The sequence below is a fragment of the Enterobacter sp. UPMP2052 genome, assembly GCF_053709675.1.
This window is the reverse complement of the sequence record NZ_JBSKJR010000001.1, coordinates 1,189,962-1,207,762: the sequence shown is the minus strand read 5'-3', so window position 1 is coordinate 1,207,762 and position 17,801 is coordinate 1,189,962. Positions and strand designations below refer to the sequence as shown.

Sequence of the window (17,801 nt, the reverse complement as noted above, 5' to 3'; positions counted from 1 at the left end):
GCGATGCGCCGTGGGGCTGGATTGCGGGCGCGGCGCTCGGCGGTGGGGCATTAGGTGCCCTGCTTGCGCATGGCGGGGACGGTGAAACCAAAACCCGCGTCATCGACAACACCAAAGAGGTAGAGAGCGCAACACCGACCTTTATGGTGACGGACAAAGCGGGTGACAAGCAGGGTGTGCTGAGTGCAAAAGAGGTCACGGATGATAACACCCCAACCTTCAGCGGCACCGGCCAGCCTGGCGCAACCATTCAGATTAAAGACAGTAGCGGAAGCACCATTGCCAGCGCGATGGTGGCGAAAGACGGTACCTGGACGGTAAAACTGCCTGCGCAGACCGACGGGGAACATACCTGGTCCGTCGTGCAGATCGATGGCAGTAAAACGACCTCTGCGGGCAGCATCACCGTGACCGTCTCCACCGCAGACGCGAGCCTGACCCTGGCGACCACGTCAGGTGATAACGTGATCAACGCCAGTGAACAGGCGGCGGGCTTTACCCTGTCCGGTGCCAGCAAAAATCTGGCGCAGGGCACCAGCCTGACCGTGACACTGAACGGCAAAACCTATTCCACCGAGGTTGGAGCCAATGGCGCATGGAGCGTAAAAGTGCCTGCGGCAGACGCAAAGGCGCTGGGCGACGGCACCTGGACGGTGAGCGTCAGCGGCAAAGACGCGGCGGGAAATACCGTGACCGGCAGCCAGACGATTGGCGTGGATACTGCCGCGCCGACGCTTTCCGTCGATACCCTCGCGCATGACAACATCATCAATGCGGCTGAGCACAATCAGGCACTGACGCTGACCGGAAAAACCAGTGCGGAAGCGGGCCAGATTGTGACGGTCACGCTAAACGGCAAAAACCATACCGCTACGGTAGGAAGCGACGGCACATGGTCCGTTACCCTGCCTGCCAGTGACGTCAAGGCGCTTGGCAATGGCGACCACACCCTGACGGTCAACGTCAGCGATAAAGCCGGGAACGGCACCACCACCACGGCTGATTTCAGCGTGGATACCGCAGCTCCCGTGGTGACAATCAATACCGTGGCGGGCGACGACGTTCTGAATACCAGCGAGCAGGCACAGGCACAGATCGTCTCCGGCCATGCAAACGGAGCGGCGGCGGGCGACGTCGTCACGGTAACCGTAGGCGGTCAGACCTTTACCGGCGTGGTTCAGGCCGACGGCAGCTGGAGCGTGGGCGTACCGGCATCGGTTATCGGGGCGCTTGGTGAAGGGAAACACAGCGTGTCGGTTTCCATTACCGATGCCGCAGGCAATACCGGCAGCGCGACGCACGGCATTACGCTGAGCGGCAACCCGCCAGAATTCACCCTTGATGCCATCAGCCAGGACAACGTGCTGAATGCCCGGGAGGCGATGCAGCCGCTGAGCCTGAGTGGCACCAGCAATCTGCCGAACGGCAGCGCCATCACCGTAACGCTTAACGGCGTTGACTATCAGACCAGCGTGACTAACGGCGTCTGGTCGGTGCAGGTCCCGGTGACGGACGTGCTGAACCTGGCGAATACCCTGTACACCGTGAGCGTAAGCGGCACCGACAGCGTGGGCAACAGCGGCTCTGCAAGCGCGAACCTGCTGGTCGATACCGTTCTGCCGCAGGTGATCATCAACACCTTTGCGGGTGACAATCGGGTGAATAACGCCGAGGCGGCGGTTGATCAAATCCTGAGCGGGCGCGTCACCGGCGCGGCGGCGGGGGATACGGTTTCTGTTAGCGTCGGCGGCAAAAGTTACACCGCGACGGTGGGCAACGATCTGACCTGGAGCGTGACCGTTCCGTCATCCGATCTTACCAACTTTGGTGACGGCAACCTGACGTTCACCGCCTCCGTGACCAACGGCCACGGCAACACCGGGACCGGCGAGCGTGATATCAGCATCAACGCGGAGCTGCCGGGCCTTCGCGTCAACACCATCTCTGGCGATGATGTGATTAATGCCATTGAGCAGCAGCACGATCTGACCGTCACCGGCGCCAGCACCCATCTGGCCGAAGGGACGAAGATCGTGGTGACCATCAACAACGTTGACTACGCCGCCGTGGTGACCGCCAGCGGGAGCTGGCAAATTGGCGTGCCAGCGTCCGATCTTCAGGGCTGGAAGGCCGGAAATATCGCCGTGCACGCCAGCGCGGAAGATGCCTGGGGCAACACCGTTTCTGCCGATCGTCCCATTGAACTGGACCTTAACGCCGTGGCGGTCACCATCGATTCAGTGACCAGTGATGACATGCTCAATGCGGCCGAAAAAGGGGCCGACCTGACGCTCTCCGGCCAGACGCAGGGCGTGGAAGCCGGGCAGACCGTGGTGGTGAAATTCGCCGACCAGACCTTCACTGCCCAGGTGCAGCAGGACGGCAGCTGGAGCCTGACCGTGCCCGCCAGCGCCATGGAGACGCTGATCGACGGGCGCGCGCAGGTGAGCGTCAGCGTGACTAATGTCAACGGCAACAGTGCCGACGCGTCGCGCGTGGTGACGGTAGATACGTTACCGCCATCCATTACGCTGGATAACCTGACCGACGACAACATCATCAACGCCGCTGAAGCACAGCAGGATCTGCTGCTGAGCGGGACCAGCGATGCGCAAGCGGGCCAGACGGTGACCGTGACGCTGAACGGTAAAACCTGGCAGACCACCGTAAAAAGCGACGGCACCTGGCAGCTCAGCGTCCCGGCCGCCGACGTCGGTGCGCTGGCAGACGGCACCGTGACGGTGACGGCAAGCGTAAGCGATGTGGCGGGCAACAGCAGCAGCGTGGATCGCGTTGGGATGGTGGATGCTACCGTGCCGCAGGTCACCATCAATGATTTCGTGACCAGCACCAACACCGTTAACCACGTGGCGCATTCTCAGGCGCAGATCCTGAGCGGCTCCGTGACGGGCGCGGCAGCGGGCGATGTGGTGACCATTAAAATTGATAACCAGAACTACACCACCGTGGTGGATGCCGCGGGTCACTGGAGCCTCGGCCTGCCAGCCTCCGTCGTACAGGGGTTAGCGGACGGTACCGTGACCATTGACGTCTCCGTGACGGACCGCTCGGGTAACACCGGCAGCAGCTCGCTGGAGGTGATCGTAAATACCGTCACGCCAGCGATCGGCATTAACACCCTGGCGGCGGACGATGTGATTAACGCCACCGAGAAAGGGGCCGATCTGCAGCTCTCCGGGACCAGTAACCAGCCGGAAGGCACAACGATTATTGTTACCCTCAACGGAGTCAACTACACCGCAGTGGCTGATGCCAGCGGGAACTGGAGCGTCACCGTTCCCGCCTCTGCGGTGAGCGCGCTGGGCGAAGCCACCTACACCGTGACGGCGAGCGTCACCGACAGCGTGGGCAACAGCGCGTCTGCCAGCCATGACGTGCTGGTGGACAGCTCGCTGCCGGTGGTCACCCTCAACACCCTGGCCGGGGATAACATCGTTAACGCGGCGGAAGTGGCGGCGGGTCAAACCCTGACGGGCAGCGTGGCAAACGCTGCGCCGGGCGATACCGTCACCCTGACGCTGGGCGGAAAAACCTACACCGCCGTCGTGCAGGACGACCTCACCTGGAGCCTGCCGTTAAGCGCAGCACAGCTAGCCGCGCTGGGTAACGGCGAGTTGACCGTGACCGCCAGCGTAACAAACGCCCACGACAATACCGGCTCTGCTTCACTCGATTTCACCATCGACGCCCAGTTGCCGGGCCTGCGTATTGATCCCGTGGCGGGCGATGACGTGATTAACATCATCGAGCATGGTCAGAACCTTATCGTCTCGGGGAGCAGTACCGATCTGCAGGCGGGCGGTACGGTTTCCGTCACCATCAATGGCAAAATCTATTCGGCAATGGTACAGGCGGATGGCACCTGGCAGGCAGCGGTGCCTGCAGCAGACGTTTCGCAGTGGGCGGACGGACAGCTGTCCATCAGCGCCAGCGCACAGGATACCTCCGGCAACCCGGTCACTATCGGAACGGTTGTGGATGTCGATCTCGCGCCAGTGGCGATCAGCATCAACAGCGTGACGGCGGATAACGTGCTGAACGCGGCGGAGAAGGGACAGGAGCTGGTACTGAGCGGGACCACCACGCACGTTGAGGCGGGGCAGACCGTGACGGTGACGTTTGGCGGGAAAACTTACACTACCCGCGTGGATGCCGACGGCAACTGGACCTACACCGTGCCGGCGGCAGATCTCACCAGCCTGAAGGACGGCGATGCCCGCGTACAGGTCAGCGTGACAAACGTAAACGGCAACGCCGCCACCTCCTCGCAGGAATATAGCGTGGATGCCACCGCGCCGACGGTGACGATTAACACCGTCAGCAGCGACAACATTCTGAATGCGGCAGAGGCCGCGCAGGATCTCACCCTGAGCGGCACCTCTACGGCCGAAGCGGGCCAGACCGTCTCCGTTACCTTCAACGGCAAGACGTACAGCGCGCAGGTCAAGACGGACGGCAGCTGGACGCTCAACGTGCCAGCGGCGGATATGGCGGGTATTACCGACGGCAATGCTGCGGTGACGGCAACCGTTTCCGATAAAGCGGGCAACCCGGCAAGCACGCAAACCACAGTATTGGTCGACACCACCGTGCCGCACATCAGCTTCAACGTGGTGGCGGAAGACGATATCGTCAATATCGCTGAGCACGGCCAGGCGCTGATTGTTTCCGGCAACGTTACCGGCGCGCAGGCGGGGGATGCGATCACCGTGACCCTCAACGGTAAAGATTACACAGCGATGCTGGATGCCTCCGGTAACTGGAGCTTCGGCATTCCGGCCGCCGACGTGGGCGCGCTGGGCAATGGCGACCATGCGATCACGGCGACCCTCACCGACAAAGCGGGCAACAGCGCCAGCGCGACGCATGAGATTGACGTCTCCCTGACCGCGCCGGTTATCGCCATCAACATCCTCGCGGGCGATGACGTGGTTAACGCCACCGAAAAAGGTCAGGATCTGCAGTTGTCCGGCACCAGCAACCAGCCGGACGGCACCACCATTACGGTTACCCTGAACGGGATCAACTACACGGCCATCACTGATGGCAGCGGCAACTGGAGCGTCACCGTTCCGGCCTCTGCTGTTTCTGCGCTGGGTGAAGCCCAGTACACCGTGACCGCAAGTGTGACCGACAGCGCGGGCAACGGCGCAAGCGCCAGCCACGACCTGCTGGTCGACAGCGCGCTGCCGCAGGTCACGCTCAACGCTATCGCCACCGACGACATCATCAACGCTGCAGAAGTGGCGGCGGGCCAGGCCGTAAGCGGCAAGGTCAGCGGTGCGGTAAGCGGTGACACTGTCACTGTCACCCTTGGCGGCAAAACCTATACGGCCACGGTTCAGGACGACCTGAGCTGGTCAGTGACGGTGCCGTCTGACGTCTTAACCGCGCTGGGCAACGGCGATTTGACCGTGACCGCCAGCGTGACCAACGCCCATGGCAACACCGGAACGGCTGAACGCGATATCACCATTGACGCCAGCCTGCCGGGTCTGCGTATCAATATCGTCGCGGGCGACGACGTGATCAACAGCATCGAGCACGGCCAGAACCTGATCGTCAGCGGCTCCAGCGACGGGCTTACCGCCGGGTCAGCGTTGACCGTGACCGTTAACGGCAAAACCTACGGCGCAACGGTGCTGGCGGACGGCACCTGGGCGGCGGCCATTCCGGCGGCAGACGTGAGCGCGCTGGCGGCAGGGAAAGTCACCGTGAGCGTCGCCGGTCAGAGCACGGCGGGTAACCCGGTGTCCATCAGCCACGATGTGACGGTGGATCTGGCGACCGTGGCGATCAGCATCGATGCCATTGCCTCTGATGACGTGATTAACGCGGCGGAAAAAGGTGCGGATCTGGTGCTCTCCGGTACCACCACCCAGGTGGAAGCGAACCAGACCGTGACGATCATCTTCGGCGGCAAGAGCTACACGGCCACGGTCGGTGCCGACGGCAAATGGTCCACAACCGTACCGTCCGCCGACCTGGCGGGGCTGAAAGACGGCGACGCCAGCGTGCAGGCGAGCGTAACGAACGTGAACGGCAACAGCGCCTCGGCGGGCCGTGAGTACAGCGTGGACGCAACTGCACCAACGGTTTCCATCGAAATCGTCAGCGATAACAACATCATCAACGCGCAAGAAGCGCAGTCCGATTTGTCCCTTCACGGCACCAGCAATGCCGAAGCGGGCCAGAAGGTGACCGTCACCCTTGGCGGCAAGTCCTGGACTACCACCGTCGGCGCAGACGGCACCTGGACGCTGGACGTCCCGGCGGCGGATGTCGGCGCGCTGGCCGACGGCAACTACACCATCGGGGCTTCGGTGGCGGACAAGGCGGGCAACCCGGCCTCCACCGCGCGCGACGTGCTGGTGGATACCACCGTGCCGCAGCTCACCATCAACGCCGTCTCCGGTGATGACGTGATCAACAGCGTCGAGCACGGTCAGGCACTGACCGTGAGCGGCAGCGCGACCGGCGCGGCAGCGGGCGACGTGGTGACCGTGACCATCAACAATAAATCCTACACCGCGACCCTGGATGCGGCGGGTCAGTGGACCATTGGCGTTCCGGCTGCCGACGTTGGCGCCCTGGTCGCCGGGGATTACACCATTACCGCCTCCGTCACTGACAAGGCGGGGAACAGCGACAGCGAAACCCACGACATTAACGTTAACCTGACCGCGCCGGTGCTGACCATCGACACCGTCTCCGATGACGATGTGATCAACAGCGCCGAGAAGACGCAGGATCTGGTCATCGGCGGAACGGCGACCGGTCTGGCGGCGGGGGCGATCGTCACGGTGATGCTGAACGGCAAAGCCTACAGCGCGACGGTAGACGCGAACGGCAAATGGTCAACCACCGTTCCGGCTGAACAGGTCGGTGCGTTGGGTGAAGCCCTGTATACCGTTACCGCGTCGGCGACGGACGCTGTGGGCAACAGCGGCAGCGCGTCGCATACCGTGACCGTTGAATCCGTGCTGCCTGGCGTGACCATCAATGCCATCGCAACGGATGATGTGATCAACGCGGGCGAAGTCAGCGCGGGTCAGTCCATCAGCGGGAAAGTCATCAACGCCGAAGCGGGCAACACCGTGACGGTGACCGTGGGCGGCAAAACCTATACCACCACCGTGCAGAGCGATTTGTCCTGGAAGGTTGACGTTAGCGCGGACGATCTCAAGGCGCTGGGCAACGGCGATCTGACCGTAACCGCCAGCGTGACCAATGGCGTAGGCAACACCGGTTCCGGGGAGCGCGATATTTCCATCGACGCGAATTTGCCGGGTCTGCGCGTGAACATCGTGGCGGGCGACGACGTGATCAACAGCATCGAGCACGGCCAGAACCTGATCGTCACCGGTTCAAGCGACGGCCTGAGCGTAGGTAGCGCACTGACCGTCACTGTTAACGGCAAAGACTACGCCGCGACCGTGCTGGCAGACGGCACCTGGAGCGCGGCAATCCCGGCGGCGGACGTGGGCGCGCTGGCCGCGGGCAAACTGACGATCACCGTTGCAGGGCAAAGCAGCGCCGGCAACCCGGTGACCATCAATCACGATGTGACCGTGGATCTTGCGACCGTGGCGATCAGCATCGACGCCATTGCCTCTGACGACGTGATTAACGCCGCAGAGAAAGGCGCGGATCTAGTGCTCTCCGGCAGCACGGCGAACGTGGAAGAAAATCAGATCGTAACCATTACCTTCGGCGGCAAGAGCTACACCGCGCAGGTTGGCGCGGACGGCAAGTGGACCACAACCGTGCCGTCTGCCGATCTGGCAGGCCTGAAGGACGGCGACGCCAGCGTGCAGGTGAGCGTCAGTACCGTAAACGGCAACAGCGCGTCGGCAGGCCGCGAGTACAGCGTGGATGCCACCGCGCCGTCCGTGACCATTAACACCCTGGCGGCAGACGATATCCTGAATGCGGCAGAAGCGAAGTCTGACCTGACCGTCTCCGGCACCAGCACCGCCGAAGCGGGGCAGACGGTGACCGTGAGCCTCAACGGCAAGGATTACACCGCGAAGGTCGGTGCCGACGGCACATGGACCCTGGACGTTCCGGCCGCAGATGTCGGTGCGCTCAGCAACGGCAGCGTCACTGTCACCGCGTCCGTGAGCGACAAGGCGGGTAACCCGGCAAGCGTGGATCATAACCTGACGGTGGACGTCACCGTTCCGGTGGTGACCATCAGCGCCATTGCGGGCGACGACGTGATTAACGCGACGGAACACGGCCAGGCGCAGATCGTCAGCGGCACCGCGACCGGCGCGGCGGCGGGCGACAAGGTCACCGTGACGATTGGCGGCAAGACCTACACCACCGTGCTGGATGCGGCGGGCAACTGGAGCGTGGGCGTACCTGCCAGCGTGATTTCCGGCCTGAGCGACGGCACCGTGACCGTCACTGCGTCAGTCACCGATGCGGCGGGCAACACCGGGACCGGCACCCATAACGTGACCGTGGACACCGGCCTGCCATCGGTGAGTTTCGACACCCTGAGCGGCGATAACGTCCTGAATGCGGTGGAGAAGGGACAGGATCTGACCGTGAGCGGCACCAGCGCCAACCTGGCAGCAGGGACCACGGTCACCGTCACCCTGAACGGCAAACAGTATACCGCCACCACGACGGCCAGCGGGGCCTGGAGCCTGACGGTTCCGGCGGCGGATCTGGCTGCGCTGGGCGAAGCAAACTACACCCTGAGCGCAAACGCCACCAACGGCGTGGGCAACAGCGTCAGCAACACGGCCGAACTGCTGGTCGACACCGCGCTGCCGACCGTTACCGTAAATACCGTGGCGGGCGACAACATCATCAACGCCGCCGAAGTGGCGGCAGGTCAGACGATTACCGGCAGGGTGGCGAATGCCGAAACGGGCAATACCGTTACCGTGACGATTGGCGACAAGAGCTATACCGCCACCGTACAGAGCGATCTGAGCTGGTCGGTGAAAGTGCCTTCGGACGTGCTGACCGCGCTGGGCAACGGCAGCCTGAGCGTGAAGGCGACCGTCACCAACGGCCACGGCAACACCGGTTCCGGGGAGCGTGAGATTTCCATCGACGCGAATTTGCCGGGTCTGCGCGTGAACATCGTGGCGGGCGACGACGTGATCAACAGCATCGAGCACGGCCAGAACCTGATCGTCACCGGCTCCAGCGACGGGCTGGCGGTGGGTACGGCACTGACCGTCACTGTTAACGGCAAAACCTACGCCGCGACCGTGCTGGCAGACGGCACCTGGAGCGCGGCAATCCCTGCCGTGGACGTGAGCGCGTGGCCGGAAGGCACCGTGAAGATTGGCGTCTCCGGCGACAGCGCGGCGGGTAATACTATCGCCATCAGCCACGACGTCACCGTTGATCTCGCCACCGTGGCGATCAGCATCAACGCCATTGCCTCTGATGACGTGATTAACGCCGCAGAGAAAGGTGCGGATCTGGTGCTCTCCGGCGAGACCACCAACGTTGAAGCCGGGCAAACCGTCACCGTGAGCTTCGGCGGTAAAATCTACACCGCCAAAGTGGATACCGATGGCAAGTGGACCACAACCGTGCCGTCTGCCGATCTGGCAGGCCTGAAGGACGGCGACGCCAGCGTGCAGGTGAGCGTCAGTACCGTAAACGGCAACAGCGCGTCGGCAGGACGCGAGTACAGCGTGGATGCCACCGCGCCGTCCGTGACCATCAACACCCTGGCGGCAGACGATATCCTGAATGCGGCAGAAGCGAAGTCTGAGCTGACTGTCTCCGGCACCAGCACCGCCGAAGCGGGGCAGACGGTGACCGTGAGCCTCAACGGCAAGGATTACACCGCGAAGGTCGGGGCCGACGGCACATGGACCCTGGACGTTCCGGCCGCAGATGTCGGCGCGCTCAGCAACGGCAGCGTCACTGTCACCGCGTCCGTGAGCGACAAGGCGGGTAACCCGGCAAGCGTGGATCATAACCTGACGGTGGACGTCACCGTTCCGGTGGTGACCATCAGCGCCATTGCGGGCGACGACGTGATTAACGCGACGGAACACGGCCAGGCGCAGATCGTCAGCGGCACCGCGACCGGCGCGGCGGCGGGCGACAAGGTTACCGTGACGATTGGCGGCAAGACCTACACCACCGTGCTGGACGCGGCGGGCAACTGGAGCGTGGGCGTACCTGCCAGCGTGATTTCCGGCCTGAGCGACGGCACCGTGACCGTCACTGCGTCAGTCACCGATGCGGCGGGCAACACCGGGACCAGCACCCATAACGTGACCGTGGACACCGGCCTGCCATCGGTGAGTTTCGACATCCTGAGCGGTGATAACGTCCTGAACGCGGTGGAGAAAGGACAGGATCTGACCGTGAGCGGCACCAGCGCCAACCTGGCAGCAGGGACCACGGTCACCGTCACCCTGAACGGCAAACAGTACACCGCCACCACGATGGCCAGCGGGGCCTGGAGCCTGACGGTTCCGGCGGCGGATCTGGCTGCGCTGGGCGAAGCAAACTACACCCTGAGCGCAAACGCCACCAACGGCGTGGGCAACAGCGTCAGCAACACGGCCGAACTGCTGGTCGACACCGCGCTGCCGACCGTCACCGTAAATACCGTGGCGGGCGACAACATCATCAACGCCGCCGAAGTGGCGGCAGGTCAGACGATTACCGGCAGGGTGGCGAATGCCGAAGCGGGCAATACCGTCACCGTCACCCTTGGCGGCAAGAGCTACACCGCCACCGTGCAGAGCGATCTGAGCTGGTCGGTGAAGGTGCCTGCTGATGTGCTGACCGCGCTGGGCAACGGTGATTTAACCGTTACCGCTACCGTTACTAACGGCCACGGCAACACCGGTTCCGGCGAGCGTGAGATTTCCATCGACGCGAATTTGCCGGGTCTGCGCGTGAACATCGTGGCGGGCGACGACGTGATCAACAGCATCGAGCACGGTCAGAATCTGATCGTCACCGGCTCCAGCGACGGGCTGGCGGTGGGCACGACGCTGGCCGTCACCGTAAATGGCAAAGACTACGCAGCCTCCGTGCTGGCCGACGGCTCATGGAGCGCGGCGATCCCGGCTACCGACGTGAGTGCGCTGCCTGCGGGCAAGGTTACCGTGAGCGTTGCAGGCCAGAGCATGGCGGGCAACCCGGTATCCATCAGCCATGATGTGACCGTTGATCTCGCCACCGTCGCGATCAGCATCGATGCTATTGCCTCTGACGACGTGATTAACGCCGCAGAGAAAGGCGCGGATCTGGTGCTCTCCGGCAGTACCGTGAACGTTGAAGAGAACCAGACCGTAACCATTACCTTCGGCGGCAAAACCTACACCGCGAAAGTGGATGCCGACGGCAACTGGACCGCAACCGTGCCGTCCTCCGATCTCGCAGGCCTGAAAGATGGTGATGCAAGCGTGCAGGTGAGCGTCAGCAATGTGAACGGCAACGGCGCGTCCGCAGGCCGCGAGTACAGCGTGGATGCTACCGCGCCAACCGTCACTATCGATACGGTCGCGGGCGATAACGTGATCAACAGCAGCGAAGCGGCTGCTGGTGTGGCGATCTCCGGCACCACAACAGCAGAGGTCGGGCAGACGGTGACCGTCTCGCTCGGCGGCAAGAGCTACACCGCGCAGGTCCAGAAGGGCGGCGTGTGGAGCGTCAGTGTGCCAGCGGGCGATCTCTCTGCCATGGCCGACAACGGTTACACCGTGCAGGTGAGCGTAAGCGATGCTGCGGGTAACCCGGGCAGTGCGAACAAAGCCGTTACGCTGGATACTACGCCGCCGGTGATTCGCTTCAACGCCGTGGCGGGCGATGACATCATCAACAGCACGGAACATAGCCAGGCGCAGATCATCAGCGGGACGGCGACCGGGGCAAACGTCGGCGACAAGCTGGTCATCACGTTAGGTTCCAGTCAGTACATCACCACCGTTGACGCCAGCGGCAAATGGAGCGTGGGCGTACCAGCCAGCGTCATCTCAGCCCTGGCGGACGGTAAAGTAACCATCAGTGCAACCCTTACCGACAGCGCAGGAAACAGCAGCACCCTGACGCATGATGTGATTGTGAATACCGCAGCCGTGGCGCTGACGATCAACACCCTCGCGGTCGACGATGTGATCAACGCCGCAGAAGCGGGCACGTCGCTGGTCATTAGCGGCTCCAGCGCGCAGTTCGCCAGCGGCACGCAGGTGACGGTTACCCTGAACGGCAAGAGCTATACGGCGACCATTCAAAGCGACGGGAGCTGGACGACGACGGTTCCGGCGGCCGACGTGGGCGCGCTGGCCGATGGAACACACTATCAGGTGTCCGTCTCTGCGCAGGACGACGCGGGGAACGGCGCCTCGGCGACCCACAACATCAGCGTAGACACCACCGCACCGGTGATCAGCATTAGCGCGATCGCTGGGGATGACGTTCTGAACGCGGCAGAAGCGCAGCAACCGCTGACGGTAACAGGCGCATCCAGCGCGGAAGCAGGCCAGACCGTCACCGTTACGCTCGGGGGCAAAACCTATACCACTACCGTGGCGAACGACGGCAGCTGGACGCTGAATGTCCCGGCGGCGGATCTGGCCGCCCTCAGCCAGGGCGCGCTGATGGTCACCGCGTCGGTGAGTGATAAAGCCGGTAACAGCGGTCAGGTCACCCACGGCCTGACGGTAGATACCGTGGCGCCGAGCGTCACCATCAGTGCCGTTGCAGGCGATGATATCGTCAATAACAGCGAACAGCAGGCGGGCCAGACTATTAGCGGCACCACCACGGCGGAACAGGGCCAGACGGTGACCGTCAACTTTAACGGTCACAGCTATCAGGCAACGGTGGATGCCGACGGGAAGTGGTCGGTATTTGTGCCGGGACGGGATTTCCTCGGCCTGAGCGACGGGAAATACACCGTTACCGCATCGGTAAGCGATAAGGCGGGGAACCCGGGCAGCGCAACGCACGACGTGACGCTGAACGGCGATGTGCCTACCATCAGCATCAACGCCTTTGCGCAGGACGATATCGTCAATGCCGCCGAGCACGGCACGCCGCTGGTGATCAGCGGTACGACCGATGCGCCTGCGGGACAGACGGTCACCCTGACGCTTAACGGCAAAACCTATACTGCCACCGTGCAGTCGGATGGAAGCTGGCGCTATACCCTGGGCAGCGCGGACGTCACCGCCCTGGCTGATGGCGGCTCTTACGTCATCCATGCGCAGGTCAGCAACGCCATTGGCAACAGCGCCAGCGACGATCGCGCGGTCACCGTGGATCTGACTGCGCCGTCGATGGGGATTGCCATTGATTCGCTGCAAAACGATACCGGCCTGAGCGCGAGTGATTTCATCACCAACGACAAAAACGTGGTGGTTAACGGCTCGCTGACCGCGCAACTCGGCAACAACGAGAAGGCGCAGATCAGCCTCGACGGCGGCGTCACCTGGATAGACCTGACCGTCACCGGCACGACCTGGCGCTACGCCGATGGCCGCACCCTGACCGACGGCACTTATCAGTATCAGGTACGGGTTATCGATAACGCGGGCAACGTCGGCGCAACCGACAGCCAGGATGTGGTGGTCGATCTCACCGCGCCGGCGGCAACCACCATCACCGTGGATGCCGTGACGCAGGATACCGGGTTGTCCGACAGCGACTTTATCACCAGTGATAATCAAATCACGCTGAACGGGACGCTCGGTGCGGCGCTGGGTCGCGGCGAGCACGCGCAGATCAGCATTGACGGCGGAACGACATGGATTGATGTGAACGTCAGCGGGCTGACCTGGACCTACGTTGATGGTCGCACCCTGGCCGACGGTGACTACAACTACCAGCTGCGGGTGATCGACGACGCGGGCAATATCAGTGCCACCACCAGTCAGGTGGTGACCATTGATACCGTGGCACCGGACGCCAGCAAAACCGTCTCTATCGACAGCATCAGTGATGATACGGGCCTGAGCAACAGCGACTTCGTGACCAATGACACCTCGCTGACGCTGCACGGCTCGCTGGGCGCGACGCTGGCCGACGGTGAAGGCGTGCAGATCAGCCTCGACGGCGGCAGCACCTGGCAGAACGTGACCGTGGTCGGTAAGACCTGGTATTACGTCGATGGCCGAACGCTGGGTAACCAGACCTATGACTACTGGGTACGCGTGATTGATGCGGCCGGCAACGTGGGCGAATCTGCGCACCAGCAGGTGACGGTGGATACCATTGCGCCAGACGCGGCGATCACCGTGACCGTGGATAACATCACCGTCGATACCGGTTTTGATGATAACGACTTCCTGACCAGCCAAACGTCGTACACCCTGAACGGCACGCTCGGCGCTGCGCTGGGCAACAATGAGTACGTACAGGTTAGCCTCGATGGCGGCACGACCTGGGTTTACGCGAAGGTTAACGGCACGAGCTGGAGCTATACCGATACGCGCACCCTCGCCGATGGCGATCACGACTATCAGGTTCGCGTGGTGGATCAGGCGGGCAACGTCGGAGCAACCACCTCGCAGGTGGTGACCGTGGACACCAAAGCGCCGCAGTACGGCATCACCATTGATGCCATCAGCGACGATACCGGGCAGTCCGACAGCGATTTCATCACCAACGATACCTCGCTGACGGTGAGCGGCACGCTCGGCAGCGAGCTGCGCAGCGATGAACGGGTGCAGATCAGCCTGGACGGCGGGGCAACCTGGATCGACGTTACGGTGAACCATACCCAGTGGAGCTACACCGATACCCGCACGCTGACCGACAATGATTACACCTACCAGGTGCGCATCATTGACCAGGCAGGCAACGTCGGCTCAACCGCACAGCAGGTGGTGACGGTAGACACCACGCCGCCGGTGACGAAGGGCACGATCGTCAGCTATACCGATACCGACGGCGAGCGTACCGGGGTCTTTGGTGAAAACGTCTCGACGGATGACACCACGCCGCTCATCAGCGGCACCCTGAACCAGGGGCTGGCGGCCGGTGAAATTGCGCAACTGTATCGCGACGGGGTCCTGTTGGGCCAGGTCACCATGAACGGCGCGACCAGCTGGTACTTCCAGGACAGCGGCCTGCGCGACGGTAACCACAACTACGTTCTGCGTATTACCGACGTGGCGGGGAACTACACCGACTCGAATGATTTTGTGCTGAAGGTCGATACCAGCATTCCGACTACCACGGCGACCATTGCCGCCCAGACGACGCCGGACACGACGCCGATTCTGAACGGTACCGTGTCGGCGGCGCTGACCAACGGGGAATATCTGGTCGTTACCGTCAACGGTAAAACCTACACCTCCGAAGCGGGCGGCGCGGTGGTGGTCGACCCGGACAATAACACCTGGTATCTGCAAATCCCGGACAGCGATGCACTGACCGTGAAGAGCTATGACGTGACGGCGCAGGTGAAGAGCAGCGCGGGCAACGGCAACTCAACCGGCACCACCACGGGAAGCCTCGTGATTGGTAACGATGAGGCGATCACGGTGGGCTTCACGACGACCAGCTCAGGCTCATCGAACGCCGCGAGCTACATGCTGGATTCGGACGGGCTGTGGACGGTTACGGCGAACCAGCAAATCGCGTCGGCGAATGCCGACAGCCGCAACTCGTGGACGGTGGGAAGCAACTTTACGATGACCGGAACCTACACTTCCGGTACGTACGCGGATATCAACCGTGACGGCCTGAACGACATCCTGGCCGAAAGCACCAACTACAGCTACATGCAGCAGCTGATTAACAATGGCGACGGCACCTACACCTCGACTTCGCTCAGCGGCTTTGGGGCGCTGGTATGGTACGGCGCGGTGGTGGCGATTGATATTCAGGGTGACGGTTACACGGACTTTGTGGTCGGCGATGCGGGTGGCCCGGACTCCAGCACCTTTATGCTGAACAACAATGGGACGCTGGTCGGTAGCTCGAAGGCCGGAACCTACGGCACCTTTGTGTCCGGCTCGAAGGTGGGTAACTACAACAGCCTGATTGAAGTCTCCGGCGTCGACTTAGACAACGACGGTAAGGTGGATATCGCCCAGCACACCACTAACGGCAGTAACAACTACGCGCTGTCGACGATGTTCAACCAGGGGGACGGCTCGTTTACCTGGGGGCAGAACTTCATCAACACCATGTACAGCGCTACTGGCGCCAGCGCGGCGACCAACGCCGTCAGCATGACCTGGGGCGACTTCAACGGTGACGGCTACATGGATCTGTACATGAGCATGTACCGCACCTCCAGCGGCACCAACACTGGCGGCGTGCTGATGCTGAACGACGGCACCGGCAATCTGCTGGCGGGCACCGCGGTGGGCACCGCGACCACGGACAAATTCATCGGTAACGTCAGCGTGGCGGTGGACTGGAACATGGACGGCAAGATGGACATCATCAAGCTGGCCAACAGCGGGCAGTCATGGCTTTACACCAACGATGGCATGCCGGGCTCGGCAAGCTTCACGGCGTCGAAGTTCAGCACTGCCACCTCCACGCAGGTGTCCGGCGCGGCGCGGCTCGACTACGACTGGGACGGCGCGCAGGATCTGCTGATCTTCCGCCAGAACGGCAGCGTGATCCTGGAGCGCAACACCAACACCGTTGCGCCGGGTACGGCCATGCATCTGAAGATTGTCGACAGCGAAGGGATCAACGCCTTCTTTGGCAACACCGTTCAGCTGTACAACTCTGCGGGCCAGCTGGTCGCCAGCCAGATCCTGAACGCGCAGTCAGGGATGGGGATTAACGACTCCTCGTCGCTGATCAGCTTCTACGGCCTGGACGCCAGTGAGACCTACCACGCTGTGCTGGTGCGAGCGACCAACGGCGTCTCCAGTAACGTCACCTGGGACGGGCTGGAAGCGGGCAACGGTAAGGAAGGCTATGTGCTGACCGCAGAAGCCGCCACCGGAGGCCACAGCGGGACGATTGTCGGGACGGGTTATAACGACACCTTCGTCGCCGAAGCGGGTACCTATACCTACAACGGCTCCGGCGGCTGGTCGACGACGTCCGATCACGATACCTGGAGCAGCACCGGCGGTATGGACGTGGTGGATTACATCAACGCCACCACGGGAGTAAACGTGAATCTGGGGCTGGCGACGGCGCAAAACACCGGCTTCAACACCGCGACGCTGGTGAATATTGAAGGGGTTGCAGGCTCGAACCACGACGACGTGTTCACCGGTAACAGCGGTGATAACCAGTTCGAAGGACGCGGCGGCAACGACACCTTCAACATCGGTAGCGGCGGCCACGACACCTTGCTCTACAAGCTGATCAACGCGTCGGACGCCACGGGCGGTAACGGCAGCGACGTGGTGAACGGCTTCACCGTAGGGACCTGGGAGGGGACAGCGGACACGGATCGTATCGATCTGCGCGATCTGCTTTCCGGTAGCGGCTATACCGGCACCGGCTCGGCGAGCTATGTGAACGGCGTGGCGACGCTGGACAGCAGCGCGGGCAACATCACCGACTACATCCGTGTGGTGCAAAACGGCAGCAATACCGAGATCCAGGTTGACCTGGACGGTAGCGGCGGCAATTTCTCGCCCACAACGCTTGTGACGTTGAACGGGGTGCAAACCGACCTGGCGACATTGCTGGCGAACCATCAGCTGTTAATTGCCTAAACGATGCGGCGGGGAGCGATCCCCGCCGCGCGTGGCGTGCAGTTAAACCGATTATTTTGCCGGCTCGTTTAACAAGTGTTCGAATTTTAATCATTCCGTAAAGGTATCATTTCGGTGCGAAATCACCGCACTGGACAG

1 pseudogene is annotated in these 17,801 nt (G+C 62.5%); it reads left to right on the top strand.

Annotated features, from left to right (window positions below):
* Window positions 1-32: 32 nt before the first annotated feature.
* Window positions 33-17,663 (top strand): annotated as a pseudogene (locus tag ACWKX3_RS05490) (Ig-like domain-containing protein); the annotation flags it as partial.
* Window positions 17,664-17,801: the final 138 nt, after the last annotated feature.